At 71.7% G+C, this 23,839-nt stretch carries 26 protein-coding genes; 9 read left to right on the top strand and 17 right to left on the bottom strand.

Going from position 1 to position 23,839, the window contains the following annotated elements; genetic code table 11:
* Positions 1-205: 205 nt before the first annotated feature.
* Positions 206-820, bottom strand: a complete 615-nt coding sequence (gene dhaL / locus ACWEVS_RS36965) for a dihydroxyacetone kinase subunit DhaL (RefSeq protein ID WP_354910697.1) — start codon at positions 818-820, stop codon at positions 206-208.
* The gene (dhaK, locus tag ACWEVS_RS36960; protein ID WP_449920726.1) at positions 820-1,812 is read right to left on the bottom strand and encodes a dihydroxyacetone kinase subunit DhaK; all 993 of its coding nucleotides are present in this window, start codon (positions 1,810-1,812) and stop codon (positions 820-822) included. The genes dhaL and dhaK overlap by 1 nt, the downstream gene beginning before the upstream one ends.
* Before the next feature lie 195 nt (positions 1,813-2,007).
* Here dhaK and ACWEVS_RS36955 point away from each other — a divergent pair, with 195 nt between their 5' ends.
* Together ACWEVS_RS36955 and ACWEVS_RS36950 are read left to right on the top strand one after the other, a co-directional pair.
* The gene (locus ACWEVS_RS36955) at positions 2,008-2,754 is read left to right on the top strand and encodes a lysophospholipid acyltransferase family protein (RefSeq protein ID WP_452555376.1); all 747 of its coding nucleotides are present in this window, start codon (positions 2,008-2,010) and stop codon (positions 2,752-2,754) included.
* A 44-nt stretch (positions 2,755-2,798) separates the two neighbouring features.
* Complete coding sequence (locus ACWEVS_RS36950) at positions 2,799-3,896, top strand: DUF5685 family protein (RefSeq protein WP_449920722.1); 1,098 nt, start codon at positions 2,799-2,801, stop codon at positions 3,894-3,896.
* A 24-nt stretch (positions 3,897-3,920) separates the two neighbouring features.
* On the opposite strand, the gene ACWEVS_RS36945 is transcribed toward ACWEVS_RS36950, so the two are convergent.
* The 3 genes from ACWEVS_RS36945 to ACWEVS_RS36935 form a co-directional block, all read right to left on the bottom strand.
* Complete coding sequence (locus ACWEVS_RS36945; RefSeq protein ID WP_449920720.1) at positions 3,921-4,733, bottom strand: serine/threonine-protein kinase; 813 nt, start codon at positions 4,731-4,733, stop codon at positions 3,921-3,923.
* Between the two features lie 97 nt (positions 4,734-4,830).
* Complete coding sequence (locus ACWEVS_RS36940) at positions 4,831-5,592, bottom strand: hypothetical protein (RefSeq protein WP_452555374.1); 762 nt, start codon at positions 5,590-5,592, stop codon at positions 4,831-4,833.
* A 5-nt stretch (positions 5,593-5,597) separates the two neighbouring features.
* Positions 5,598-6,797, bottom strand: coding sequence for an MFS transporter (locus ACWEVS_RS36935; RefSeq protein WP_452555372.1), 1,200 nt, complete (start codon positions 6,795-6,797; stop codon positions 5,598-5,600).
* Between the two features lie 63 nt (positions 6,798-6,860).
* Here ACWEVS_RS36935 and ACWEVS_RS36930 point away from each other — a divergent pair, with 63 nt between their 5' ends.
* Positions 6,861-7,430, top strand: coding sequence for a helix-turn-helix domain-containing protein (locus ACWEVS_RS36930; protein ID WP_452555370.1), 570 nt, complete (start codon positions 6,861-6,863; stop codon positions 7,428-7,430).
* 158 nt (positions 7,431-7,588) lie between these two features.
* Here the strand turns inward: ACWEVS_RS36930 and ACWEVS_RS36925 are convergent, their stop codons facing one another.
* Both ACWEVS_RS36925 and ACWEVS_RS36920 read right to left on the bottom strand, forming a co-directional pair.
* A complete protein-coding gene (locus ACWEVS_RS36925) occupies positions 7,589-8,290 on the bottom strand; it encodes a TetR/AcrR family transcriptional regulator (RefSeq protein ID WP_452555368.1) in 702 nt (233 codons plus the stop codon).
* A gap of 187 nt (positions 8,291-8,477) precedes the next feature.
* On the bottom strand, positions 8,478-8,951 hold the full coding sequence (locus ACWEVS_RS36920; RefSeq protein WP_449920709.1) for a hypothetical protein: 474 nt from the start codon (positions 8,949-8,951) through the stop codon (positions 8,478-8,480).
* A 44-nt stretch (positions 8,952-8,995) separates the two neighbouring features.
* Here ACWEVS_RS36920 and ACWEVS_RS36915 point away from each other — a divergent pair, with 44 nt between their 5' ends.
* On the top strand, positions 8,996-9,964 hold the full coding sequence (locus ACWEVS_RS36915) for a helix-turn-helix transcriptional regulator (RefSeq protein WP_452555366.1): 969 nt from the start codon (positions 8,996-8,998) through the stop codon (positions 9,962-9,964).
* 12 nt (positions 9,965-9,976) lie between these two features.
* On the opposite strand, the gene ACWEVS_RS36910 is transcribed toward ACWEVS_RS36915, so the two are convergent.
* Positions 9,977-10,882, bottom strand: coding sequence for an aminoglycoside phosphotransferase family protein (locus ACWEVS_RS36910; RefSeq protein ID WP_452555364.1), 906 nt, complete (start codon positions 10,880-10,882; stop codon positions 9,977-9,979).
* A 162-nt stretch (positions 10,883-11,044) separates the two neighbouring features.
* On the opposite strand from ACWEVS_RS36910, the gene ACWEVS_RS36905 reads away from it, so the two are divergent.
* On the top strand, positions 11,045-12,019 hold the full coding sequence (locus tag ACWEVS_RS36905; protein ID WP_452555362.1) for a hypothetical protein: 975 nt from the start codon (positions 11,045-11,047) through the stop codon (positions 12,017-12,019).
* Positions 12,020-12,107: 88 nt separating this feature from the next.
* Here ACWEVS_RS36905 and ACWEVS_RS36900 read toward each other — a convergent pair whose 3' ends face one another.
* Both ACWEVS_RS36900 and ACWEVS_RS36895 read right to left on the bottom strand, forming a co-directional pair.
* On the bottom strand, positions 12,108-12,401 hold the full coding sequence (locus ACWEVS_RS36900; RefSeq protein WP_449920702.1) for a hypothetical protein: 294 nt from the start codon (positions 12,399-12,401) through the stop codon (positions 12,108-12,110).
* 158 nt (positions 12,402-12,559) lie between these two features.
* The gene (locus tag ACWEVS_RS36895) at positions 12,560-13,246 is read right to left on the bottom strand and encodes a hypothetical protein (protein WP_452555360.1); all 687 of its coding nucleotides are present in this window, start codon (positions 13,244-13,246) and stop codon (positions 12,560-12,562) included.
* Positions 13,247-13,387: 141 nt separating this feature from the next.
* Here ACWEVS_RS36895 and ACWEVS_RS36890 point away from each other — a divergent pair, with 141 nt between their 5' ends.
* Entirely contained in the window at positions 13,388-13,897 is a 510-nt protein-coding gene (locus tag ACWEVS_RS36890) for a DinB family protein (protein ID WP_452555358.1), read from the top strand.
* Positions 13,898-14,152: 255 nt separating this feature from the next.
* On the opposite strand, the gene ACWEVS_RS36885 is transcribed toward ACWEVS_RS36890, so the two are convergent.
* Positions 14,153-14,851: a helix-turn-helix transcriptional regulator gene (locus ACWEVS_RS36885; protein WP_449920694.1), complete on the bottom strand. Its 699-nt coding sequence runs from the start codon at positions 14,849-14,851 to the stop codon at positions 14,153-14,155.
* Positions 14,852-14,951: 100 nt separating this feature from the next.
* Between ACWEVS_RS36885 and ACWEVS_RS36880 the strand changes: the two genes are divergently transcribed.
* Both ACWEVS_RS36880 and ACWEVS_RS36875 read left to right on the top strand, forming a co-directional pair.
* Positions 14,952-15,455, top strand: coding sequence for a DUF2231 domain-containing protein (locus ACWEVS_RS36880; RefSeq protein ID WP_452555356.1), 504 nt, complete (start codon positions 14,952-14,954; stop codon positions 15,453-15,455).
* Positions 15,456-15,472: 17 nt separating this feature from the next.
* Positions 15,473-15,886, top strand: a complete 414-nt coding sequence (locus ACWEVS_RS36875; RefSeq protein ID WP_452415574.1) for a hypothetical protein — start codon at positions 15,473-15,475, stop codon at positions 15,884-15,886.
* 148 nt (positions 15,887-16,034) lie between these two features.
* Here ACWEVS_RS36875 and ACWEVS_RS36870 read toward each other — a convergent pair whose 3' ends face one another.
* The 5 genes from ACWEVS_RS36870 to ACWEVS_RS36850 form a co-directional block, all read right to left on the bottom strand.
* On the bottom strand, positions 16,035-17,030 hold the full coding sequence (locus ACWEVS_RS36870) for a tetratricopeptide repeat protein (protein ID WP_452555354.1): 996 nt from the start codon (positions 17,028-17,030) through the stop codon (positions 16,035-16,037).
* A 279-nt stretch (positions 17,031-17,309) separates the two neighbouring features.
* The gene (locus ACWEVS_RS36865) at positions 17,310-18,536 is read right to left on the bottom strand and encodes an MFS transporter (protein WP_452415570.1); all 1,227 of its coding nucleotides are present in this window, start codon (positions 18,534-18,536) and stop codon (positions 17,310-17,312) included.
* A gap of 332 nt (positions 18,537-18,868) precedes the next feature.
* Complete coding sequence (locus tag ACWEVS_RS36860; RefSeq protein WP_452555352.1) at positions 18,869-19,195, bottom strand: nuclear transport factor 2 family protein; 327 nt, start codon at positions 19,193-19,195, stop codon at positions 18,869-18,871.
* 179 nt (positions 19,196-19,374) lie between these two features.
* Complete coding sequence (gene pruA / locus ACWEVS_RS36855; RefSeq protein WP_449920680.1) at positions 19,375-21,000, bottom strand: L-glutamate gamma-semialdehyde dehydrogenase; 1,626 nt, start codon at positions 20,998-21,000, stop codon at positions 19,375-19,377.
* A gap of 2 nt (positions 21,001-21,002) precedes the next feature.
* A complete protein-coding gene (locus ACWEVS_RS36850) occupies positions 21,003-21,920 on the bottom strand; it encodes a proline dehydrogenase family protein (protein ID WP_354910757.1) in 918 nt (305 codons plus the stop codon).
* Between the two features lie 76 nt (positions 21,921-21,996).
* Here ACWEVS_RS36850 and ACWEVS_RS36845 point away from each other — a divergent pair, with 76 nt between their 5' ends.
* Positions 21,997-23,046 carry a PucR family transcriptional regulator gene (locus tag ACWEVS_RS36845; protein ID WP_452555350.1) on the top strand — a complete coding sequence of 350 codons (1,050 nt, stop codon included), beginning with the start codon at positions 21,997-21,999 and terminating at the stop codon, positions 23,044-23,046.
* Here ACWEVS_RS36845 and ACWEVS_RS36840 read toward each other — a convergent pair.
* Positions 23,030-23,743: a glycoside hydrolase family 16 protein gene (locus ACWEVS_RS36840; protein WP_354910762.1), complete on the bottom strand. Its 714-nt coding sequence runs from the start codon at positions 23,741-23,743 to the stop codon at positions 23,030-23,032. The two genes, ACWEVS_RS36845 and ACWEVS_RS36840, sit on opposite strands and share 17 nt — an antisense overlap.
* Positions 23,744-23,839: the final 96 nt, after the last annotated feature.

The raw sequence follows: 23,839 nt of genomic DNA, 5'->3' as shown, positions 1-23,839 counted from the left end.
TCGTCCTCCCGCCACCACCGGTGTCCCGGGCCGGCCCCGCCGGGCCGTCACCTTCGTCCTCCCGCCACCACCGGTGTCCCGGGCCGGCCCCGCCGGGCCGTCACCTTCGTCCTCCCGCCACCACCGGTGTCCCGGGCCGGCCCCGCCGAGCCGTCACCTTCGTCCTCCCGCCACGGGTGTCCCGGGCCGCCCCCCGCGGGGGAGGTCACGGGCGCAGCGCGGAGACGAGGAGGGCGGCCGAGGCGGCGCCGGGGTCCTCGTGGCCGACGCTGCGCGGGCCCAGGTAGCTCGCCCTGCCCTTGCGCGCCTGCAGGGGGATCGTCGCCTTGGCCCCCTCGGCCGCCGCCACCGCCGCCCGCTCGAGCGCGTCGTCGGGTCGCAGGCCCTCCCGCGCCGCGTCGGCCAGCGCGCGCGAGGCGGGTGCCAGCGCGTCGACCATGGTCTTGTCGCCCTCCGCCGCCTTCCCGAGCCGCCGCACCGCGTCGATCGCCGTCGCGAAGGCGGTGGCCAGGTCGCCGAGGGAGACCTCCCGCGCGTCGCCCAGCGACTTGCCCAGCTGGCGGAACAGCGTGCCGTACAGGGGGCCGGAGGCGCCGCCGACCCGGCGGACCAGGGTGGTGCCCACGAGGGTGAGGAGCTGCCCGGGGTTGTCCTGCGGGCTCTCGGCCAGCGCCTCGCGGACGGAGGTGAAACCACGGTCGAGGTTGGTGCCGTGGTCGGCGTCGCCGATGGCGGCGTCGAGGCGGGTCAGCCGGTCGCGGTTGACCGACACGACCCGGATGGTCTCCTGGATCCAGGCGGTGAAGAAGGCGAGGTCCATCAGCGGCCCCACCGCAGCGCGGGCGTCTGCACGGGCGCGTCCCACAGGCGCGTGAGGTCGGCGTCGAGCCGGCACACCGTCACCGAGAAGCCCTGCATGTCGAGGCTCGTGACGTAGTTGCCGACCAGCGAGCGGGACACGCGCGCGCCCTTCGCCTTGACGTAGGCCGCCACCTCGGCGAAGGCGACGTAGAGCTCGATCAGCGGGGTGCCGCCCATGCCGTTCACCATGACCAGCAGGTCGCCGGCGAGGGGCAGGTCGCCGTGGATCGCGTCCATGGCGACGGTGGCGAGCTCCCGCGCGGGGGCGAGGGGAGCGCGGGAGCGGCCCGGCTCGCCGTGGATGCCGATGCCCAGCTCGACCTCCGTCTCGGGCAGGTCGAAGGTGGGCTTGCCGGCGGCGGGCACGGTGCAGGAGGTCAGCGCGATGCCGAACGACCTGCTGCGGGCCGCGACCTGCCCGGCGATCCGCGTGGTCTGCGCCAGCGGCGCGCCGCTCTCGGCCAGCGCGCCGGCGATCTTCTCCACGAACAGCGTGGCGCCCGTGCCCCTGCGCCCGGCGGTGTAGAGGGAGTCCTGGACGGCGACGTCGTCGTCGACCACGACGCTGGACACCGTCATGCCCTCCTCGGCGCACAGCTCGGCGGCCATCTCGAAGTTCATGACGTCGCCGGTGTAGTTCTTGATGACGTGGAGCACCCCCGCTCCGCCGTCGACGCGCCTGGTCGCCTCGACGACCTGGTCGGGCACCGGCGAGGTGAAGACGTCGCCGGGGCAGGCGGCGTCGAGCATGCCGTGGCCGACGAACCCCGCGTGCAGCGGCTCGTGTCCCGAGCCCCCGCCCGAGACCAGCGCCACCTTTCCCGGCCGTGGGGCGTCGGCCCGCCAGACCACCCGCCCGCCGACGTCGACCCGCAGCGTGGGGTGGGCCGCCGCGAGCCCCGCCAGCGCGTCGGCGACCACGGACTCCGGGTTGTTGATGAGCTTCTTCACGCGCATCCTCCTGCCCGCTCGTTCCAAGGGACGTGCGATCACGCCGACCTCTTCTCCGGTTTACGCCTGGATGCGGGCCGAAGCGCCTCTTTACCTCAATCTTGACCCGGAGTTCTGACAGCTGTCCAGGAGGGCGGGGCCTCCAGTGATCACGCGCCGGTGCTGAGCGCTCGGCGAGTGCGTTACCTTCTGCACATGGCTGAGATCGTGTACCCGCCGGTTATCGCCACCGCGCGGACCCTCTTCCGGATCATGGACTACCGCTTCCACATGGAGGGGACCGAGCACATCCCGCGCACGGGCGGGGCGGTGCTGGTCAGCAACCACATCAGCTATCTCGACTTCATCTTCGCCGGCTTCGCCGCGCTGCCGGCCAAACGGCTGGTGCGCTTCATGGCGAAGGACGACGTCTTCAAGCACCGCGTCTCCGGCCCGCTCATGCGCGGCATGCACCACATCCCCGTCGACCGTGGCGCGGGCGCGGGCTCCTACGCCACCGCGCTGCGCATGCTCAAGGCGGGCGAGATCGTGGGCGTGTTCGCCGAGGCGACCATCAGCCGTTCCTTCACCGTCAAGGACATCAAGAACGGCGCCATCCGCATGGCCCAGGCCACCAAGGTGCCGATGATCCCGGTGGCGCTGTGGGGCAGCCAGCGGCTGTGGACCAAGGGCCGGCCCAAGCGGCTCACCCAGCGCCACGTGCCGCTCACCATCCTGGTGGGCGAGCCGATGCACCCCAAGCGCGGCGACGACATGGCCGAGCTGACCACGCAACTGCACACCAGGATGTCGGAGCTGGTCGACCGGGCGCAGCGGACCTACCCGGAGATCCCGCCGGGCGTGTGGTGGCAGCCCGCCCACCTCGGCGGCACCGCGCCCACGCCCGAGGAGGCCGCGGCCATGGACGCCGCCGAGGCCGAACGCCGCAAGGACGACGAGTAGCGATCTTCTGGGAGGCTGGCTGCCAGCCGTACCGAAGGGGTCGAATGTTTGGGATCGTCCGCCCGTGCCGCCATGCGTTATGCGGTGGGTTGTTCAAGCAGTGGATGGCGCATCTGTGCGGGTTGTGCCTCGCGCTGCGCGACGAGCACGGCCATGCCTCCAGGCTGGTGACGAACTACGACGGGTTGCTGGTCTCGGTCCTGACCGAGGCGCAGACCGTCGCGGCGGCGCCGCGCAGGCGGGCGGCGCCGTGCGCGTTGCGCGGGTTCAAGGGCGCCGACGTGGTCGAGGCCCAGGGTGTACGGCTGGCGGCGTCGGTCTCGCTGGTCCTGGCGGCCGGAAAGCTGCGTGACCACGTCGCCGACGGCGACGCCCTCTACCGCCGCCGCCTGGTGGCCGCGGCCGCCGAGCGCGTGGCCGCCCGCTGGTCGCGGGCAGGATCCGACACGGCGGGCGCGCTCGGCTTCGACCCGGGACCGCTCACGCTGGCGGTGCGCGAGCAGACCCGGCTCGAACGCACGCCGGGCCTGTCGCTGCTGGAGCTGACCGCGCCCACCGAGGCCGCGGTCGCCGCCGCCTTCGAGCACACGGCGGTGCTGGCCGGCAAGCCCCACAACCGGCAGACGCTGCGGGAGGCGGGCCGCTTCTTCGGCCGGCTGGCCCACCTGCTCGACGCGGTGGAGGACCTGCCCCGCGACCGGGCCCAGGGCGCCTACAACCCGCTGGCGGCCACCGGCACGGACCTGGCCGGCGCCCGGCGCCACTGCGACGACGCCCTGCTGGGCCTGCGGCTGGCGGTGGAGGACCTCGACCTGGAGCGGCACGGCCTGGTCCGGGCGCTGCTGGTCAAAGAAGCCGGCCATGCGGTCACCCGCGCGTTCGCGGCGACCGATCCGGACAGCCCCGAACGCGTCAAGCGGCGCCCGGTGGACCCCGGAGGGCTGCTGTCGCTGGCGTGCACGACGCTGAGCTGCTGCACCTGCGGCCTGTACCGGCCGGAGTGGGACGAGGAGCACGAGCGCGGCTGCTGCTCCCGGCTCGACTGCAGCGGTTGCGAGGCCTGCGGCAACTGCGGCGACTGCTGCTCGTGCTGCGGCGACGGGTGCTGTGGCGACGGCTGCTCCTGCGGCTGCGACTGCTGAGCGGCCCCTCGGGGGGCCGCCTCGTCAGATCGCTTCCTGGTAGCTTCCCGGCGCGCGGACACTGGCCAGCATGCCCGCCACCCGCTCCGGCGAGGGACGGCGCGCGGGGTCGTGGTGGAGCAGACCCTCGATGAGCGGTCGCAGCATCCCCGCCCGGCGCGGGCGAGGGAAACCGCCCTGGCGGTAGAGCGCGAGAACGCTGGCGGCGTCCTTGCCCGGGTACGGCGGCCGCCCCTCGACCGCGCTGTAGAGCGTGGCCCCGAACGACCACATGTCGCCCTCCTTGGTGGCCATGCCGCCGGACAGCCGCTCGGGCGCCATGAAGGCGGGGGTGCCGCGCAGGCCGCCCGAGCGGGTGGAGGTCAGGTCGGCCTCGGCGGTGGCGATGCCGAAGTCGGTCAGGACGACCCGGTCGCCGGTCAGCATGACGTTGGCCGGCTTGACGTCGCGGTGCAGGACGCCTGACGTGTGCGCGTGGCGCAGCGCCCCCAGCAGGTGGCGGCCGAGGCCGGCGACGGAGGTGTCGGGCAGCGTGCCGACCTGGGAGAGCAGGTCGTGCAGCGACAGGCCCTCCAGGTACTCCATGACGATCCAGAGCCTGCCCTGCTCCTCGACGAGGTCGTGGACGGTGACGATGCTCGGATGGGTCAGCCGCGCCGCCAGCCTGGCCTCGCGCAGCACGCGCCTGCGCACCGCCTCGGCCTCGCCGACCAGTGTCAGCTCCTTCAGCGCCACCTCACGGTGGAGAAGCTGGTCGAACGCGCGCCACACCACGCCCATCCCACCCCGGCCCGCCTGCTCGCCAAGCCGGTATCGCCCGCCGCCGATCTCCCGCATGTCATCCCCTCGTCGCTAGGGGTAATGATGTCAAATGATCGCGAAGGATATGCCGCCTCGACTGATCTAGATATATGCGCGTTCGTAGGCATGCAGGTCAGAGCGGTAAGAACGTCGAGTCCGAGTCCCAGATCACTTTTCCTGACGGGTCGGTCAGGACCGCGTTGCCGTCGTCGCGCAGGACCAGTTCGCCGCCGGGCGCGCCTGCCGTACCGGAGCGGAAGGAGACCAGGTGGCGCCTGCGGTCGCGGGCCGCGCGGTAGACGACCAGCGCGCCCTCCGGCTGGAGCACGCACACGCTGCCGCGCTGGGGTGAGGTCATCCTGGCGTGGCGGCGGGCCACGCCGTCGGAGAAGAGGGTCAGCACGCCCTTGTCGGTGATCTCCAGCGAGTGCCTGCCGTCGGGGGAGCGGATGGGGAAGCCGTGCTCGATGGACTCGAAGCTTCTGATCCGGTTGTAGGAGGCCTGCCTGATCTCGGTGCCCGTGCACGGCGACCAGACGGGCCTGCCGTCGGGGGCGTAGATGACGAGGTTGCCGTCGTCGTGCAGGACCAGGAAGGAGCCCTCGGGGTGGCGGAAGGCGGGCTCGGGCCAGACGGCGCCCGCGGCGTTCCTGAGGCCGAGCGAGCGCCCGCGGTCCATGGTGAGCCTCCCGCCGGGCACCCAGTGGTCGGTGGCCCACAGCGGCCTGCCGTACCTGTCGCTCGGCAGGGTGCCCTGGTCGTAGAGGACGAGGTTGCCGTCGGTCTGATACTCCAGCTTGAACTCCCGCCAGCCCTGTGCGGTCCTGCGCGAGAGGATCCGGTCGCCGGGGTTCATCGACTCGCCTGACTTGAGTACGCGCGTGCGCTCGGCCATACCACTCACACAGCCACAGGCTCGGGTGTGCGGGCAAGAGCCCGGGCGGCGAGAGGCATGACCATGAGGCAGAGGACGACCGCCCCGACGAAGACGACGGGCAGGCCCGCCACGCCGCCGACGACGCCGCCGAGCGCCGCGCCCAGCGGGTTGCCGCCCATCCCGATGAGCCGGTAGGCGGAGTTGACGCGGCCCAGCAGCTCCTCGGGGATGATCCGCTGGCGGAAGGAGACGACCAGCACGTTGCCCGCCGCGCTGGTGGCGCCGAGCAGGACGCCGGTGACGTAGACCGACGGGACGGTGGGCACGAGCACCGGCAGCAGCAGGGAGAGTCCGTTGACGGTCCAGAGGATGACCAGCGTCCTGCCCTCGCCGAACCGGCGGGCGGTCCGATGGGCGAGCAGCGAGCCCGCGATGGCGCCGACGGCCAGGACCGTCAGGACCGCGCCGTACTGGCCGGCGGTCATGCCGATCACCGACTCCTCGCCGACCGCCCACAGGACGAACACCGACAGGTAGGCCGAGCTGCACATGTTCATCACGCCGGCCGCGACGGCCAGGTCGCGGACCGTGCGGTCGCGCACCAGGTAGCGCAGGCCGGTGGCGATGTCCTGGCGCAGGGGCGCCGTGGAGACGGTGGCGGAGCGGTGGCGCCCCCGCATGCCGAGCAGGAGCAGCCCCGCGGCGGTGTACAGCAGCGCGGGCGCGCCGAACAGGGCGGCCGGCGCGAGGGCGGCCAGGAACCCGGCCACCGGCGCGCCGACGAAGCTGTTGCCGATCGTCCGCGCCGCGACGATGTGGCCGTTGGCCCTGCCGAGATCGTCCTTGCCGACGACCATCGGCAGCACGCTCTGCGCCGCGGTGTCGTTGAAGACCTCGCAGGCCCCTGAGACCAGAAGGATGGCCAGCAGGAGCGGCAGGCTGAGAGCGTCCGTGGCCACGGCGACGGCCGTACCGGCCAGGGCCACGGCCCGAGCCCACGCGGTGACCACCATGATCCGGCGGCGGTCGCCGCGGTCGGCGAGGGCGCCGGCGTGCAGCGCCAGCAGCAGCCACGGCAGCGTGGTGGCCACACCGGCCAGCGAGACCAGCGCCGGGTCGCGGGTCAGGGTGATGGCGAGCAGCGGGGCGCCGGTCAGGAGCACGCCGTCGGCGAGGTTGGCCGAGGTCGTGGCGGCGAGCAGGTATCTGAAGGAGCGTCCCACGGTCTATCCTTTATGCGTAGGAAGTTGTGCACAGGTTTCTTTGCAAAGATAAGGCTGCACACTGTGGAAGGCAAGACCGTCAGAGAGATGGACGCCCAGGCGCTGAAGGCGTTCACGCATCCGGTCCGGATGCGGCTGTACGAACTGCTCGAGGAGTACGGCGCGGCGACCGCCACCATGCTGGCCGGCCGTATCGAGGAGAACACCGGCGTGACCAGCTACCACCTGCGGCAGCTGGCCCGGCACGGGCTCGTCGTCGAGGTGCCGGAGAAGGCCAGGGGCAAGGAGCGGTGGTGGCGCGCGGCCGGCTTCACCAGCGACACCGACAGGTTCCGCAAGGACCCCGACACGGCCGAGGCCGCCGAGGTGCTCATGGCCGGTCTGGTACGCCAGCGGCACGCCGAGCTGGCCCGCTGGGTCGAGGAGTCGAGGACCGCGTCCCGCGAATGGATCGAGGCGGCCACGCACACCCGGCGCCACCTGCGACTGAGCCGGGAGCACCTGGCCGAGCTGGGCAGGCGGGTGCAGGAGCTGCTCGACTCCTACGACGACGACGGTGACGACGGCGAGCGCGTCATCGTCCACTTCGACGCCTTCCCGCTGGGCCTGTCCGGCGATCAGGCGGACGGCTGACCGGTAACCGCGCCGGCGCCCGACGCGAGCCGGCGGGCCGGTCGGTTCCCTTCTCGGCGAATCCGGCGGGCGGTCAGGCGGACGGCCGGCCGGTTCCCGCCTCGGCGGATGCGCGCGGTCAGGCGGACGCCTGTTCCGGCCTCGGCGGATGCGGGTGGTCAGGCGGACGGCTGGCCGGTTCCCGCCTCGGCGGATGTGGGCGGGCGGCGCCATCGTTCGGTGAACAGCCTCCCGGTCGGGGCCGGCCCGGGCAGCGGCTCGCCGTGCACGGCGCGCAGGCCGTCCACGGCGATGGCGACCAGGCGGGCGCGGGCGGCGGCGGCCTCGGCGAGCATGTCGCCGCGCCCCTGCTTGCGCAGCTGGTCGAGCAGGGGAGAGCTGCCCAGCTGCTCGATCAGCAAGGAGACGTCGACGGCGGTCACGCCGGGCCGCAGCGCCCCCGCCTCGCCGGCCCTGGTGACGAGCGCGTCGAGCAGCTCGTCACCCCTGTCGTTCTTGACCCGCATCTCCTGCGTGCCCTCGACCGTGCCGGCGACCGGGCTCAGCGTGCCCTGGCCGAACTCCACGCAGGCGGTGATGAAGCCGGCCAGCCCCTCCCACGGGTCGTCGGCCGCCAGCCCCTGCTCCGCGGCCGCGATCCACTGGTCGAGGGAGAGCACCAGCAGCCGCTGGAAGAGCTCCTCCTTGGTGCGGTAGCGCCGGTAGAGGCTGCCGATCCCGACACCCGCGCGGGCGGCGATCGCGGCCACGGAGGCGTGCGCGCCGTCGGCGGCCAGCACCTCCCTCGCCGCCTGGAGCAGCGCCCGGTCGTTACGCTCGGCCTCCGCCTGCCGCCTGCCGCGAGGTCTGCTGTCGGTCATGACGCACAGCCTACGACGGCTCGCGGAGCCCTTCACTCCGGCCGGACTCAGGCCGGACTCGGGCCGCGCTCCGGCCGGTGCTCGTGCCGCGCTCGTGCCGTACTCGTGCCGCGCTCCGGCCGCGCTCCGGCCGCGTTCGTGCCGGACTTGGGCCGCGCTCGGGCCGCGGCCGGACCTCGCGAGCGGGTCAGAGTCCCACCGGACCCGCCGGCAGGGCGTCGGCCAGGTAACCGTCCAGGTCGGGGACCTCGGGCGCCAGCATGTGGCGGACGAAGGCGCTGCGCTCGTGCTCCAGCGGCGGCAGCTCCCACACGCAGCCGATCCACGGCCGCTCCAGCGTCATGAAGTTCGTCGGATCCTCGTCGGGGCAGCCGACGGCCGGCTGCCCCGCGCACGCGGTGTGGATCTCGAGCACGTTGTCCCACACCCACGTGTAGACCAGCACGTAGGCGCCGCTGTCGCCGCCCCGGTGCAGCACGATCCAGCCCGCGGGCGAATCGTCGGCGGACGGGGGGACCAGCCGCGGAACGTACGCGTAGGCCGCCTTCTCCACCTCGGGCTCGATCTCGTGCCCCTCGCGGTCGACGTGATATCGCTTGTACGGCCTGCCGCCCAGCGTGACGGGCGGCAGGGAACGCAGGTTCTTCTCCAGGAAAGCCATGACCTGGACGATAAGGATCACCCACTGACATCTATTGTCAGTGGATGCGCGCCTCCCGCCTGCTTTCGGCCCTCCTCCTGCTCCAGACGCGCGGCAGGATGACCGCGCAGCAGCTGGCCGACGAACTCGGCGTCAGCGTCCGCACCGTCTACCGCGACGTCGAGGCGCTGCACGCCTCCGGCGTCCCTCTGTACGGCGAGGCCGGCCACGAGGGCGGCTACCGGCTCGTCGACGGCTACCGCACCAGGCTGACCGGCCTGACCGAGAAGGAGGCCCAGGCGCTCTTCCTGGCCGGGCTGCCAGGGCCGGCCGCCCAGCTCGGGCTCGGCGCCCTGGCCGCGGCGGCCGAGCTCAAGATCGAGGCGGCGCTCCCTCCCGACCTGCGCGAGGGGTCGCGGTGCGTGCGCGAGCACTTCCACCTCGACGCGCCCGGCTGGTACCACGACGGCGACCAGGTGCCGCACCTGCCCGCCCTGGCCGGCGCCGTGTGGAACAAGCTCGTCATCGACGTCCGCTACCGGCGCTGGCGGGAGCCGTACGAGGTGGAACGGACGCTGGAGCCGTACGGGCTGGTTCTGAAGGCCGGCAAGTGGTACCTCGTCGCGCGCAGCGGCGACAGCCTGCGCACCTACCGCGTCAACCAGATCCTCGACCTGCGGGTGACCGAGCGCGCCTTCGACCGGCCCGAGGGGTTCGACCTGGCCGCCCACTGGCGCGCGCACCTCAAGGACTTCCGGGCCCGTCTCGTCCAGGGCCACGCCGTCGTACGGCTGTCGCCCGCCGGCGTCGAGCGGGCCGGCGAGGTGATGAGCTCGGCCGTGATCGAGGCGATCTCCAGCGGCGTGACGGGCGCGGACGGCTGGGTCACCGCGACCGTCCCGATCGAGTCGCTGACCCACGCGCAGACCGAGTTCCTCAAGCTGGGCGCGGAGGCCGAGGTGCTGGAGCCCCCGGCCCTCAGGGACAAGCTGGTCGCGACGGCCCGCGCCATGGCCGCCCTGTACGCGACCTGACCGCGGGTCCCGCTACGGCGTCTCGGCGGCGGCGAGCGTCTCGCGGATGACGTGGCGGGCGTTGGCGGAGATGACCGGGTTCGTCGCGCGGTAGTACGGGAGCTGGATGACGGCCATGGACAGCGCCCAGCCGCGACCGCGCGCCCAGGTGGCGTCGTCGACGTCCAGGGCGTCCCTGAACACGCTTCTGGCCGGGGACGGCAGCAGGTTCCACGCGGGGATCAGGTCGCAGGCGGGGCCGCCGACCCCGACGGCGGCGAAGTCGAGCACCGCGGCGAGCCTGCCCCGGGCGACCAGCAGGTTGCTGGGCATGAGGTCGGAGTGCACCCAGCGGGGCGCGCCGGTCCACACCGGCGCGGCCAGCGCCTCGTTCCACACCGCGATGGCCGCGTCGGCGTCGAACGGCTCGTCGATGCGGCGCAGTTCCTCGATCGCGGCGCGTGTGCCCGCGTCGGCGGTCGCCAGCGGGACACCTCGGTAGGCGGTCGGCCCGCCGTCCAGGTCGGCCTTGTGCAGCGCCTGGACGAACCCGGCGAGGTCACGGGCCAGGACCTCGGCCTCGGCCTCGCCGACCCGGCCCTCGACCGGATTCTCGCCGTCGATCCACCGGTGCACCGCCCACGGCAGAGGGAAGCCCTCGGCGGGCCGGCCCGTCCCCGCCACGGCGGGAATCGGAACGGGCAGGACCGGCGCGAGCTCGGGCAGCCAGCGCGCTTCCCGCTCCAGGGACCTGACGCCGCCCGGCGTCAGGGGCAGGCGGACGGTGAACCCGGTGCCCAGGCGGTAGACCGCGTTGACGGTCCCGCCGGAGGCCAGCCGCTCGACCGGCAGGTGCGCCCACTGCGGGAACTGCTCCCGGACCAGCCGCCGGACCAGGTCGGCGTCGGTGTGGAGTTCGTCGGCGTGCATCGTGGCCATCCGAGCAGAAGACCGCCCGGCGACGCCACGCGTCAACAGCTTTTCCCGGGCGACACCCGTCCGGTTCAGCGGGTAGGTTGCGGCCGAGGGCCCACCACCGAGGGCCCGCACGGCACCGCCGCCCTGTCCGGTGAGACGCCCGGCTCCCGAGGGGAAGAGCCGATGACATCCGAGGCCGACCACACCGCCACCGTGCCGGCTGTCCGCGACGCTGCCGTGCGGGCTGCGCGCCGCCTGTGGCCCGCGTTCTCCCCGGGCGAGCTGCTGCACATCACCGGCAAGTCGGTGCTCCTGGCCGGCACCTGCGGGAGGCAGCCGGTCGTCGCCAAGCTGTTGCTCGACCGGGCGCCGTTCTGGCGGGCGATGTTCACCCGCGAGGTCCACGTCTACCGGGCGTTCACCACGTCGCCGCCGCCGGTCCGGGCGCCGCGCCTGGTGGCGGCCGACGCGGAGACGGGGGTGCTCATCACCGAGCGGCTGTCCGGCCGTCCGCTGCACGCCGACCGGTATCCGCGCGGGCCGCTTGCCGTCGGCGACCTTTCCGCCGTCCTGGACGCCGTCGACGCGCTCACCCGGTGGGGCCCGCCGGCGCCTCTCCGGGGGGAGGGCCGGGACGCTGCCGATCGGCTGGACCGCTACCACCACGACGGGCTCCTCGACGCCGCCGTCCACCGGGCCCTGGCGGCTCTGCTTGCGGAAGCCGGTCCCGAACGCCGCTTCGCCCACGGTGACGTCCTGCCCGCCAACATCTGGCTCACCGGCGACCCCGGCGCCCCGGTTTCGTTTCTCGACTGGGAGTTCGCCGGTCTCTTCCTGCCCGGCCGCGACCTGGCATTGCTGTGGGTGCTGCTGCGGGACGTGCCCGGGGCCCGCGACCTTGTCGTCGGCCGGGTGGGAGCCGACCCGGTCGCGAGGGCGGCGTTCACTGTCAACCGGGGGATGTTGCTCGCCCGCGAACGGCGTATCCACCGCGAGGCCGCGCCCGGCGCGTGGCGCGACACCCGCCTGGCCGCCCTGGAAGCCGACTGGGACACCTTCCGCGCGACCGTCCTGCATGAGCCGACCGTCCTCCGCGAGGCGCGGCGGGCATCCCGGCCGGCCCGCGGTCCCAAGGGCTCAGGCGGCGGCCTGCCGTAGCCGGCCATGCCGCACGTCGGCGCCTGTGCTCAGGACGCGAGGCCCGTGGCCGCCGGTTCCTCCCGGGAGAATGCCGGCGGCGGGGGGATCACGGCTTGCGGTAGGCGAGGAGCTGGCGGCGCTGGGTGATGGTACCCACCCAGTGGGACACGTCCAGCAGGGCCGCCAGCACGATCCAGAACCACTCCCAGCCCCGCAGCCCGATGCCGGGCGTGTACAGGATGACGTACATCAAGGTAGCGAACGGCAGGAAGATGAGCCCGAGCAGCGGCCAGATCCAGGTGTGGAACGCCGCGTCGACCAGCAGGGGACGCGCCACCCAGACGATGAAGAGCCCCAGCCGCGGGAAGAGTCCCGCGAACACCGCGAACAGACACCCCATGCCGCCACCTCGCCGACCGCGGATATTCACCCCGAAAGGGTTCTAGAGAGGAAATCCCCGGTCCCGTGCTCTCGCGCTCCCAGCGCCTCGTCAAGATTGCGTCAGACATCCTTGACGAGCGCGGTCCGCATCACCGGGTGGCCGGCCCGGCGCTTCTCTCAGGGCAGGCTCGTCCAGAGGCCTTCCAGCCAGTCAAGGGCCGGATCGGAAAGCCAGTTCACGACAAAGCCGAGGACGAATGCCAGAACCAGGAAAACCGCTTGCTGAGCGAGTCCGGATCGATTCTGGCCCACGAACTGCCGCTGCAGCGCTTTCTCCAGCGCCTTCACCTGTTCGGGAGTGAGAGCGGCCAGGCGTTCCTTCTCCTCCACCTGGGCGCTGAGAGCGTCAAGGGCGGCGAGCCGTTCCTGGAGGTAGAGTTCCAGCTCGTTGGAGACCGCCTTGGCTTCCGTGACCACCGTGGTGAGCACCTCGATGCGGTTCGTGAGAACGTCCTTCCGGCGAAGGATCAGCTCTTCGCGACGCCTGCGGGCGCGTACCATCCGCTGCACCGCGGTGACGACGGCGAAGATGACGAGCGGGACGCCCAGCAAGACGGAGAAGAAGTACAGAAGGAAGATCGACCACTCCCCGTCGAGCCCGTAGAGCAACATCGCCATCACGAAGGCCGCCGCGCACCAGGCGCCAAGGACGGCGATCGCGATGGTGCAGCCGCCGCTCGTGTCCACCTGTCGCTTCCCGTTCTCGGAATCAGGCGCGTCCGGTGAAGACGTCGCGGCGGGCGCCTTGGGGGGCGTCTTGGGAGGCTCGGTGCCGGGTTCCGGTTGGTCGGGAGATGCCGTCACGTAGGTAGAGTGCCGGTTCGCCAACCACACGATCAACCCTGATCCACAGATCCACGATCCTCGGCGGCGGTCGATTCCAGCGAGGCGCGGCCGCGCCGGCACAGGACCTGACGTCGTTCTCGGCAGGCTATCGTGGCGGTCATGGTCGTCCCCCCGTCGTTGGAGCCCGCCGTCTTCCACGCGGCACTGCGCGATCAGTTCGAGGCGTTCCTCGACGAGCACCGGTCCGCGCTGAACGACAGCTTGACCGGGTTGACCGAGGAGCAGGCGCGCCGGTCGCTGGTCACGTCCAAGACCACGTTGCTGGGCCTGGTCAAGCACGCCACGTTCGTCGAGAAGGTCTGGTTCGACGAGGCGATCACGTGCCGGTCCCGCACCGAGATCGGCATTCCCGACTCGCCTGACGAGTCGTTCGACATCGACGACGGCGACACGATCGCCTCCGTCCAGCGGGCCTACCAGCAGGCCTGCGCGGCGTCGCGTCAGGCCACGGCGGAGCTGACGCTGGACGACCTCCTCCGCGGCAACCGCCGGGGCCCGCTGCCGCTGCGTTGGGTCTACCTCCACATGCTGCGTGAACTGGCCCAGCACTGCGGCCACGCGGACATCCTCCGTGAGCAAGTCCTCGGCGGCACCACACATCGCGGGTAGCCGGGGAGCACCTCAGTCCGGCCTCGGTTGCGCCGACAGCGGCCATCATCATCAGGACGGCCCGGGCAGGGAGGCGCCGGCGACGACCGGCGTGAAGGCGAGGAGCGGATCGTGTGAGTCGAGGAGGGACCGAAGCCCTTTCCGACCATCCAGCTCTTGCCGGCGGGCAGGCGGTCCGCCCAGATGCCTCCGCGATGGTAGTGCGCCGTCGTCCGCCTCGACTCGGTTCAAGGCCGAGCACGGTCGTGCATGCCGTCAAGGTGACGCGGCGGTGGTGCCGAGCTCGACGCAGCACGCGCCCGGCCGGGGGACCAGGGCGGCCGTGATCGTGGTGGCGCCGAGCCCGTCGCAGTAGGCGGCCAGGAAGGCGTGGTTGATGCCGCAGACCAGGTCGGGGTCCTTGGCCGCCAGCGGGTGGAAGGGGCAGTTGTTCAGCTGGATCCGGGTCGGCGTCACGCGGACGGGTTCGAAGCCGTGGCCTTCCAGCATGTGCCCGACGTAGGTGAGGGCGCGTTCGGCGCCGAGACGGCCCGGCTTGAGCCGTTCGCGTTCGGCGTGGCCGAGGGCGTGGCCGCGGTGGCTCGCCACGCGCACGGCGGCCTGCGGCCCGCTCTCTTCCGGCCGTTGCGTCCGGACCGCGTCCATCAGGATCTCGGCGAGCAGGCCGTGCTCGCGCTGCGGGATGCTGATCCGCACCTCGAGGTCGGTGGGCCGGTAGACCTTGGGCGCCCGCCCCACCCGGCGCACCGCGTCGGGCTTGCCGTACTCCGCGGACAGCAACCCCACGTCGACCAGCTTGTCCAGGTGGAAGGCGGCGAGCTTGCGGGAGATGCCGGCGTTCTGCGCGGCCTCGTCCCGGGTGACCGGGACCGGTGATTGCCGGATGAACTCGTACATGCGGCGCCTCAGCTCGTCGCCGAGCGCCGCTACGGCCTGCACCGCGTCCCGCGTCACCCGAACACAATAACACCCGCCCTGATGGTCGAAACCGCGAAGTGCTTGACCGTCGCGGGAATAAGACTAAGACTTGTTGGTGAAATTGGAGGTGGTGCCAATGTCCGATCAGCTGCATCAGGCCAAGCGTCCCGTCACGATGATGGCCGGTCCGTACGGGCATCCGCTGCACCCGATCCTGGTCACCGTGCCGATCGGCGCCTGGGTGACCAGCCTCGTCTTCGACCTGGCCTCGCACGTCGTCGGCGACGCCGGCTTCCTCGTTCGCGGATCGCTGTGGCTGATCGCGATCGGGGTGATCGGCGCCCTGGCGGCGGCCATGTTCGGCTTCCTGGACTTCCTCGCCATTCCCCCCGGGACCGCCGCCTTCCGCACGGCCCGCGTCCATCTGGTGCTGAACCTCGCCGTCACCGCCGCGTACGGCGTGGCCTGGGCCTGGCGGTCCGGCGACCACGCGGGGCCGGTCCCCGTCGGGCAGATCGCGCTGTCGGTGGTCTGCCTGGCCGTCCTGTCGGTGTCGGGCTACCTGGGCGGGATGCTGGCCTACCGCTACGGCGTCCGGGTCGCCGACGAGACCACCCAAGCAGAAGGCTTCCGTTCCTGACCTCAGGGAGGCAGATCATGGCCGTCGCCGCACTCGTCACCTGGTTGCTCACCGCACTGGGCGGCTTCTTCATGCTCGGCGTGTGGATCTCCCACGGCGGGCTCCGCCGCAAGGAGGCGGCATCCAGCCGCTTCCCGACGCCGGTGATCTTCGGTCACATGCTGCTCGCCGCGACCGGGCTGATCTTCTGGATCCTCTACCTGGCGCTCGACAGCGGGGCCCTGGCATGGATCGCGCTGATCGTGCTGCTCCCGGTCGCGCTGCTGGGCTTCGTCATGCTCGCCCGCTGGATCCCGGTGTACCGCGCCCGCGCCGCCGCCACGGCGGCGCCGCCCGAGCGGGCCATCCCGGTCCCCGTCGTGGCCGGGCACGGCCTGCTCGCCGTCGTCACCCTCGTCCTGGTCCTGGTCACCGCGGTGACCGGGGGCTGACAGGCGGTCTGGCGTCAGGCCCGCGGCGGGTGGGCCGGTGCTCCTCCACGATCATCCCTGCCGCCGGTTTCTGCACCTGACTCCTCGAAGGCCGGGCCGGATCCGCGGTGGCCGCCGTGCCAACCACCGAACGTGTCCTCCCGCGCGCTCAACGACGATGCTTCTCGCGGCGTCGGTGCTCTTGCACAGAGGCTCGGACTGCTTCGTTCCCACTGTCGATCGCCCGGCGGTACCAGGTGCGGGCCTCCTTCACCCGCCCCTGCTCATACTCCAACTTGCCCAGGTCGAACATCGCCCACGGCGCATAGTCGGCGTGGCCGGTGTCGGCCGCCCGGCGGTACCAGGTGCGGGCTTCCTCCACTCGCCCCTGCTCATCTTCCAAGGTGCCCAGGTTGAGCATGGCCCTCGGCGCGATGCCGGCGTCGCCGGTATCAGTCGCCCGGTGGTACCAGGTGCGGGCCTCCTCCACCCGTCCCTGCTCATCTTCCAGGGTGCCCAGGTTGAGCATCGCCCTCGGCGCGATGTGGGCGTCGCCGGTGTCGGCCGCCCGGCGGTACCAGGTGCGGGCCTCCTCCACCCGCCCGTCTTCGTTCTCCTCGAACTCGCCCAGGTTGAGCATCGCCACAGGCGCGATGTCGGCGTGGCCGGTGTCGATCGCCCGGTGGTACCAGGTGCGGGCTTCCTCCACCCGTCCCTGCTCATCTTCCAGGGTGCCCAGGTTGAGCATCGCCGCGGGCGCATAGTCGGCGTGGCCGGTGTCGATCGCCCGGCGGTACCAGGTGCGGGCCTCTTCCGTTCGCCCGTCTTCGTTCTCCTCCAACTCGCCCAGGTCGAACATCGCTCTCGGCGCATGGTCGGCATGGCCGCTGTCGATCGCTCGGCGGTACCAGACGCGGGCCTCGTCCACCCGTCCCTGGTCATGTTCCAGCTCGCCCAGGTTGAGCATCGCCGCAGGCGCGATGTCGGCGTGGCCGGTGTCGATCGCCCGGCGGTACCAGGTGCGAGCCGCCGCCACCCGGCCCCGCTCAGATTTCAAGACGCCGAGATCGAACATCGCTGAAGGCGCAAGGTCGGTGTGGCCACTGTTGACCGCTCGCTGGAGCCGGCGGCGGGCCGCCGCGGCGATGCGGTAAATGGTGTCCATGGAAGTGCCTTCGAGATGCAGTCGTAGGTGGCGTTCGGCGATGAGGCGATGCTGTGCGCTTACCCCGTGCCCTTTCAGCCTTTTGTGGTGATATATCCCTTTATCTTGCCGGATGATAGTAAAAGTCCCTTGCAGGACGCTTTCAGTGCACTTATCGGGTTTTACCGGCTGGGTAGGGATGGGAGGACGTCGAGCCTCCCGCCGTGAGGATCTTTTCCCAGGGAAGAAGGCATCGCCGGTGTCGTCGACCAGATCGAACGTTCACATCCACCGGACATCTCAGTCGTCGTGGGCGATGAGCATGAGCTGCCGCCACAGCAGCACCACGAACACCGCGGAACCGGCGAAGGCGAACCAGAAGGGCGCCGCGACACCGAGGCGGGTGGCCAGGACACCGCCGATCAACGAGCCGACCACGAGCCCGGCGTAGACGCAGACGGTGTTGACGCTGCCCACTCGGCCCTGCAGTTCAGGTGGGACCGCGCGCTGGCGGACGGTGACCGAGGTCGTGCCCCATATGAACGCGTGCGCGCCGAAGGCCAGGAAGATGCCCCCGGCGACCCACGGCGAATGGGTCAGGGCCAAGCCCAGGTGAGTGAACGTTTCGATGATGAGCCCGATGCGCATCAGGGCGCCGAGGCTCACCCTGCGGGTGATGGCCCCGTAGAGGCCGGTGCCGATCAAGCCGCCGATCCCGCCGATGGTGGTCATCAGACCGAAGCCCAGGGCGCCGAGTCCGAGCTGCTCCTGGGTGTAGAGGACGAGAACCGACCAGGCCGCGCCGAACGTGAAGTTGAAGATCAGGATTGTGAGCGCCAGCGTGCGGACCGCCGCGTGGCGGATCGTCCAGCTGAATCCGGCGATCAGTTCCCGCGCGGTGTCAGGCACGAGATCGTCGGCCTGCCGGCCGTGTGGCGGCAACCTGATCCGGGAGACCAGGACGATCCCCGCCACCGCCAGGAGCAGCTGGCCCGCGAACGGCCAGGTCAAGCCCAGGCCGAACAGTGCCGCGCCGATCGGCGGCCCGGCGAGCTGATTGAGCGTGATGAACCCCGTGCCCAGGCGGGCGTTGGCGATGACGAGATCGTCCTTGCTGACCATCATGGGAGTCAGCGTGGCCGTCGCGTTGTCGGCGAACACCTCGGCGATGGACCGGAGCGTGAGCGCCACCAGCGCCGTCGCCACGGTCACGGTGCCAGTCACCATGAGCGTGACGAGCGCCGCCAGCACCACGGCCCGCACCGCGTTCGCGACGAGCACGATCCTGCGCCGGTTGTACCGATCCGACAGCACGCCCGCGTACAGGCTGAACAGCAGCGGCGGCGCCCAGCCCACCAGGGCCGACAGCGAAATCATCAGCGGGTCGCGCGTCAACGTCGCGATCAGCAGGGGGCCCGCCGCGGCCGCGACCCCATCGCCGAGATTTGTCAGCCAGCTCGAGGCCAGCAACCATCGGAATCCGGTCCCCAGCCGGGCAGGCAGGACTCGCTCCACCACTGTGATCACGAGCGCAAAACCATACGTTTCGAGAGCATCAACGGCAACGCGTTTTCGCGTCTACGCACGGTGTGGCGAGTGGTCGTAGACGACAGTCTGCCCAGCTCACGCTGCGACAGGCCGGTCTGATGGCGCAGGTGGCGTCTGGACGACGGTTGCCACGCGTGATCGAGGGCAACCGGGTCCTGACGCGTGAAGCCGCGCCTGCTGCTCGGGCCGGGCGAAGATCCGGGCAGCGAGCCCGTGCTGCCGCGGGCCGCGTACGGGGACCACGCCCGGCCCGATCCCCCTTGCCGCCACCGCCGGAGTCCAGGCGGTGTGCGCGCATGCCGTAACCCTGCCTAGGAGATCTTGACGTAGCCGGTGGCTTCGGCGATCCGGCCGTCCCGGAGCCACATGAGGTTGACGCCTCTGGTCACTGTTCCGTCGGCCGACCTGGCGCGCCAGCGGATGGTCGCCCGCTCGCCGTCGCCGGTGACGTCCTCGACGGTCCAGGTGGTGCCGTGGTCGGCGGCCAGCGCCGACCAGAATCCCAGCGCCTCGCCTGGACCGGAATAGGTGGCGCCGTCGACGTTCTCCAGGACGCAGTCCTCGGCCACCACGTCGGCCAGCTCGGACGCGTCGTGCGTCTGGAAGGCAGCGTTGAACCGATCGATCACTTCGCTCATGGAAGCGATCCTGCCGAGGTGGCCTGCCGCCGGGCAATTCCCCGCGGGGAATCGTGGCCTGGAAAACGGCGGCGCCCCGGGCCCGTGCGGGGACCCGGGGCGCCGGTACGCGGTGCGCGTGGGTGCGCGCGCTGGTCAGGGGAGCAGGAATCCCCTAACTCACCGCGTGTGCGGAAATATCAGCCCATGTGTGGGTAGCGGTGGTCGGTCGGCGGCACGAACGTCTCCTTGATCGTGCGGGCGTTCACCCACCGGATCAGGTTGAAGATCGAGCCCGCCTTGTCGTTCGTGCCCGAGGCCCGCGCCCCGCCGAACGGCTGCTGCCCGACGACCGCGCCCGTCGGCTTGTCGTTGATGTAGTAGTTGCCCGCGGCGAACCGCAGCCGCTCCGACGCCGACGCGATCGCGTAGCGGTCCTGCGCGATGAGCGACCCCGTCAGCGCGTACGGCGAGGCGGCCTCCATCTGGTCGAGCACCGTGTCGAAGGACGAGTCGTCGTAGACGTGCACGCCGAGGATCGGCCCGAAGTACTCCTTGACGAAGATCTCGTCCGTCGGGTCGTCCGACACCAGGATCGAGGGCTTGACGAAGTAGCCCACGCTGTCGTCGTAGGAGCCGGTGAGCACGTCGATGGAGCCGGTCGCCCTGGCCCGGTCCAGCGCCGCCTTGTGCTTGGCGAAGGCCCTGTCGTCGATGACCGCGCCCATGAACGTGGACAGGTCGGCCGCCACGTCACCCACGGTCAGCGACTCGGCGGTGGCCACCAGGTCGTCCTTGATCCGCGACCAGATGGAGCGCGGGACGTAGGCGCGCGAGGCCGCCGAGCACTTCTGGCCCTGGTACTCGAAGGCGCCCCTGATGAGGGCGGTCGACAGCACGCCCGGGTCGGCCGACGGGTGCGCGAGCACGAAGTCCTTGCCGCCCGTCTCGCCCACCAGGCGCGGGTAGCCGCGGTAGCGGGCGATGTTCGCGCCGACCGTGCCCCACAGGTGCTGGAAGGTCGCGGTGGAGCCGGTGAAGTGGATGCCGGCCAGCTCGGGGTGGGCCAGGGCGACCTCGGAGACCGCCTGGCCGTTGCCGGTGACCATGTTGATGACGCCCGGCGGCAGGCCGGCCGCCTCGAGCAGCCGCATCGTGTGGTGCGCGGCGAACTGCTGGGTGGGCGACGGCTTCCACACCACGACGTTGCCCATGAGCGCGGCCGAGGTCGGCAGGTTGCCGGCGATGGCCGTGAAGTTGAACGGCGTGATCGCCAGGATGAAGCCCTCCAGCGGGCGGTACTCCATGCGGTTCCACACCCCGGCCGAGGAGGTCGGCTGCTCGGTGTAGAGCTGGCGGGCGTAGGCGACGTTGAAGCGCAGGAAGTCGATCAGCTCGCAGGCCGCGTCGATCTCGGCCTGCTGCACCGACTTGGACTGGCCGAGCATCGTGGCCGCGTTCAGCGTGGCGCGCCACGGCCCGGCGAGCAGGTCGGCGGCCTTGAGGAAGATGGCGGCCCGCTCGTCGAACGACAGCGCCCGCCAGGCGGGAGCCGCGGCCAGCGCCGCGTCGACGGCGTCCTGCACGTCCTGAGCCGTAGCGTCGTTGGTACGGCCCAGGACGGCGGTCTTGTTGTGCGGCTGCACGACGTCGAGGGCCGCGCCGCCACCCATCCGCTGCGCACCGCCGATGGTCATGGTCAGGTCGATCGAGGACCCGGCCAGTTCCTTGATGCGGTTCTCCAGCGTGGTGCGCTCGGCGCTGCCGGGCGCGTAGCCGTACACCGGCTCGTTGGCCGGCGTCGGGACGTTGCTGATCGCATCCATGATCACTTACCCCCAAGGGCACGAAGGAAGAAGGCGACGTTGGCGGGACGCTCGGCCAGGCGGCGCATGAAGTAGCCGTACCAGTCGTCGCCGTAGGGGACGTAGACGCGGACCGTGTGGCCGGCGCCCGCGAGGGACTCCTGCTTGTCGGTCCTGATGCCGTAGAGCATCTGGTACTCGTAGTCGCCGACGGCGCGGGAGAACCTGTCGGCGAGCAGTTCGGTGATGGCGATGAGCCGGTCGTCGTGCGTGGCCACCATGGGGTAACCCTTCCCCGCCATGAGGATCCGCAGGCATCGCACGTAGGCCTTGTCGACCTCGGCCTTGCTCTGGTGGGCGACCGAGGCGGGCTCGCGGTAGGCGCCCTTGACCAGGCGCACCCTGCTGCCCTCGACGGCCAGGTCGCGGCAGTCGGCCTCGCTGCGGAACAGGTAGGCCTGGACGGCGACGCCGGTGGAGGGGAAGTCCTCGCGCAGCGCGCGCAGGATGCCCAGCGTGGAGTCGACCGTGGTGTGGTCCTCCATGTCGAGGGTGACCGTGGAGCCGTTGGCGGCGGCGGCCGCGCAGATCTCGCGGGCGTGGTCGAGCGCCATGGAGTCGCTCAGCTCCTGGCCGACGGCCGACAGCTTCACCGACACCTCGGCGCGCGTGCCGAGGCCCAGCGGGCGCAGCGCCTCCAGCAGCGTGAGGTAGGCCTTCGCGGTCGCGGCGGCGGCGCCCGCGTCGCGGGTCTCCTCGCCCAGGTGGTCGATGGTGACGGTCAGCCCGCCGTCCACCAGGCGCTGCACGGCGGAGCTCGCCTCGGCGACGCTCTCGCCGGCGACGAACCGGTCGACGACCTTCCTGGTCGGCGGCAGCCCTGACACGGTGCGGCGCACGAGCGCGCTGCGCGACCCGGCGAGAAGTACGTGACCCAGCATGTTTCCAGGCTAAAACCCCTGCTCACGAGGGGCCCATTGACGTCCGTAACGCGGGTTGTGGCAGGCTGTCATACAAATGCACAACACCGATGACCTACAGGAGACCGTCGACGAGATCGCCCGCGTTCTCGGGGTCTCCGCGACGCTGGAGGACCGCTCCTTCCGGCTGCTGGCGTACGGCGCGCAGCACGGCGACATCGACACCGTCCGCCAGGAGTCCATCCTGCGCAGACGCGCCAGCCGCGAGGTCCGCGACTACTTCGAGCGCTTCGGCATCGCCAGGGCGGAGGGCCCCGTCCGCATCCCCGCCGACCGGGAGCTCGGCGTCCTGGCCAGGGTGTGCGTCCCGCTCCGGCACACGTCGGTGACCTACGGCTACCTGTGGCTGCTCGGCACGCTCGGCGATGCCGAGCTGGCCCGCATCAGGCCGCTCACGTCCAGGGCGGCCGCCATGCTCGCCCAGGAGGCCCGCAGCCGCCACGACCTGGGCAGGGAGCTGGCCGCGCTGCTGTCGTCGGACCCCGAGCAGCGGGCCGGAGCCGCCCTCGACCTGGCCGGTCCCGTGACCGCGATCGCCGTCAGGGAGTCGCAGGAGCGGGTGGCCGCCCTCTGGACGCTGCCGCGCGGCGTGCTGGCCCGCGCGGGCCAGCCGGTCGCCGTGCTCGCCCCCGCGCACCTGGCGGGCGAGATCGCGGGCAACCTCCAGACCGCGTATGGCACCGCCGCCGGCATGGGCGCGCCGCGGGCCGATCCGGCCGACGCCTGGCAGAGCTTCCGCGAGGCCAGGCACGCCCTGCGGATCGCCGAGCACTTCCCGCGCTTCCATCCCGTCGCCTGCTGGCCCGATCTCGGCGTGCACCGGCTGCTGGCCCGGCTCGGCGGCGCCGACCTGCGCGAGCTGGCCGCCGAGACCGCGCCGCTGGACACCGAGCTGGCCCACACCGTCGAGACCTACCTCGATCTCGGCGGGCACGCCCAGAAGGCGGCGGCGGAGCTGGGCATCCACCGCCAGACCCTCTACTACCGCCTGGGCAAGGCCGAACGCCTGACCGGGCTCGACCTGTCGGACGGCGACGACCGGCTGGCCGTCCACCTGGGGTTGAAGGCGGTCAGGCTGCTCCGGTGAACCGGTAGACCTTCACCCAGTCGACGTACATCGACACGGTGTCGGGGGTGGCGGCGTTCCTGCACGGCGACCACTCGTTGCACACGACGTCGTTCTGCAGGGCCAGTCCCATCTTCCTGCCCTCGGGCACGTGCGGGCCGCGGTAGTCCCACACCTTCCGGCCGTCGAGCCAGAACGTCAGCCGTCCCGGCAGCCAGTCGACGGCGACCGTGTGCCACTGGGTGAAGTCGGCGCGCAGCTGCTTCTGCGCCCGCTCGCGGCCCGCGTGGACGAAGATGCCGCCGCCGCGCCGCTGCGGGTCGACGATCTCGGCGAAGTCGATCTCGGCGTAGTCGCCGTCGCTCTGACTGTCGGGCCACAGCAGCGCGACCGGGGTGTAGCCGGCGCCGGCCTCGGCCTTGAACCTGACCTCCCACCTGCCGTACTCCTGGGACGAGCGCGTGGCCAGCCCGCCCGACAGGTCCTTGCCGCCGTAGAAGCCGCCCTTCAGCCTGAGCACGCCGCCGGAGACGGACGTGGCCTTGCCGGTGCGGGGGTTGGTCTCGGCGCCGGGGGAGTGGTAGACCATCCACCTGCCGGTGTCCAGGGAGTCGAAGCCTTCGGTGAAGACCTGCTCGAACGGCGGCCGCTCGGTCGCGGTGGTGGCGGCGGGCGTCGCCAGGAGCGCCGCCGCCACGAGATAACCAGGAATCGACATGAGTCTCAGGAAAGCACAGATTGCGCTTTGGTAACGGCGCTTTCGACCCTCTCGCGGTGTTCCGCGGTTTTGTGGCCGTCGTCCTTGACCGTGCCG

Source organism: Nonomuraea sp. NPDC003754 (assembly GCF_053605785.1).
This window is presented reverse-complemented; position numbering and strand designations above follow the sequence as displayed.

Coding starts and splice junctions, on each gene's coding strand:
- ACWEVS_RS36925 (WP_452555368.1), bottom strand. CDS start 8,290: ATGACCGACAGCAGACCTCGCGGCAGGCGGCAGGCGGAGGCCGAGCGT.
- ACWEVS_RS36950 (WP_449920722.1), top strand. CDS start 2,799: ATGTTTGGGATCGTCCGCCCGTGCCGCCATGCGTTATGCGGTGGGTTG.
- ACWEVS_RS36940 (WP_452555374.1), bottom strand. CDS start 5,592: ATGGCCGAGCGCACGCGCGTACTCAAGTCAGGCGAGTCGATGAACCCC.
- ACWEVS_RS36875 (WP_452415574.1), top strand. CDS start 15,473: ATGGCCGTCGCCGCACTCGTCACCTGGTTGCTCACCGCACTGGGCGGC.
- ACWEVS_RS36900 (WP_449920702.1), bottom strand. CDS start 12,401: ATGGGGTGTCTGTTCGCGGTGTTCGCGGGACTCTTCCCGCGGCTGGGG.
- ACWEVS_RS36840 (WP_354910762.1), bottom strand. CDS start 23,743: ATGTCGATTCCTGGTTATCTCGTGGCGGCGGCGCTCCTGGCGACGCCC.
- ACWEVS_RS36945 (WP_449920720.1), bottom strand. CDS start 4,733: ATGCGGGAGATCGGCGGCGGGCGATACCGGCTTGGCGAGCAGGCGGGC.
- pruA (WP_449920680.1), bottom strand. CDS start 21,000: ATGGATGCGATCAGCAACGTCCCGACGCCGGCCAACGAGCCGGTGTAC.
- ACWEVS_RS36860 (WP_452555352.1), bottom strand. CDS start 19,195: ATGAGCGAAGTGATCGATCGGTTCAACGCTGCCTTCCAGACGCACGAC.
- ACWEVS_RS36905 (WP_452555362.1), top strand. CDS start 11,045: ATGACATCCGAGGCCGACCACACCGCCACCGTGCCGGCTGTCCGCGAC.
- ACWEVS_RS36870 (WP_452555354.1), bottom strand. CDS start 17,030: ATGGACACCATTTACCGCATCGCCGCGGCGGCCCGCCGCCGGCTCCAG.
- ACWEVS_RS36845 (WP_452555350.1), top strand. CDS start 21,997: ATGCACAACACCGATGACCTACAGGAGACCGTCGACGAGATCGCCCGC.
- ACWEVS_RS36920 (WP_449920709.1), bottom strand. CDS start 8,951: ATGGCTTTCCTGGAGAAGAACCTGCGTTCCCTGCCGCCCGTCACGCTG.
- ACWEVS_RS36890 (WP_452555358.1), top strand. CDS start 13,388: ATGGTCGTCCCCCCGTCGTTGGAGCCCGCCGTCTTCCACGCGGCACTG.
- ACWEVS_RS36915 (WP_452555366.1), top strand. CDS start 8,996: ATGCGCGCCTCCCGCCTGCTTTCGGCCCTCCTCCTGCTCCAGACGCGC.
- ACWEVS_RS36880 (WP_452555356.1), top strand. CDS start 14,952: ATGTCCGATCAGCTGCATCAGGCCAAGCGTCCCGTCACGATGATGGCC.
- ACWEVS_RS36910 (WP_452555364.1), bottom strand. CDS start 10,882: ATGGCCACGATGCACGCCGACGAACTCCACACCGACGCCGACCTGGTC.
- ACWEVS_RS36850 (WP_354910757.1), bottom strand. CDS start 21,920: ATGCTGGGTCACGTACTTCTCGCCGGGTCGCGCAGCGCGCTCGTGCGC.
- dhaL (WP_354910697.1), bottom strand. CDS start 820: ATGGACCTCGCCTTCTTCACCGCCTGGATCCAGGAGACCATCCGGGTC.
- ACWEVS_RS36955 (WP_452555376.1), top strand. CDS start 2,008: ATGGCTGAGATCGTGTACCCGCCGGTTATCGCCACCGCGCGGACCCTC.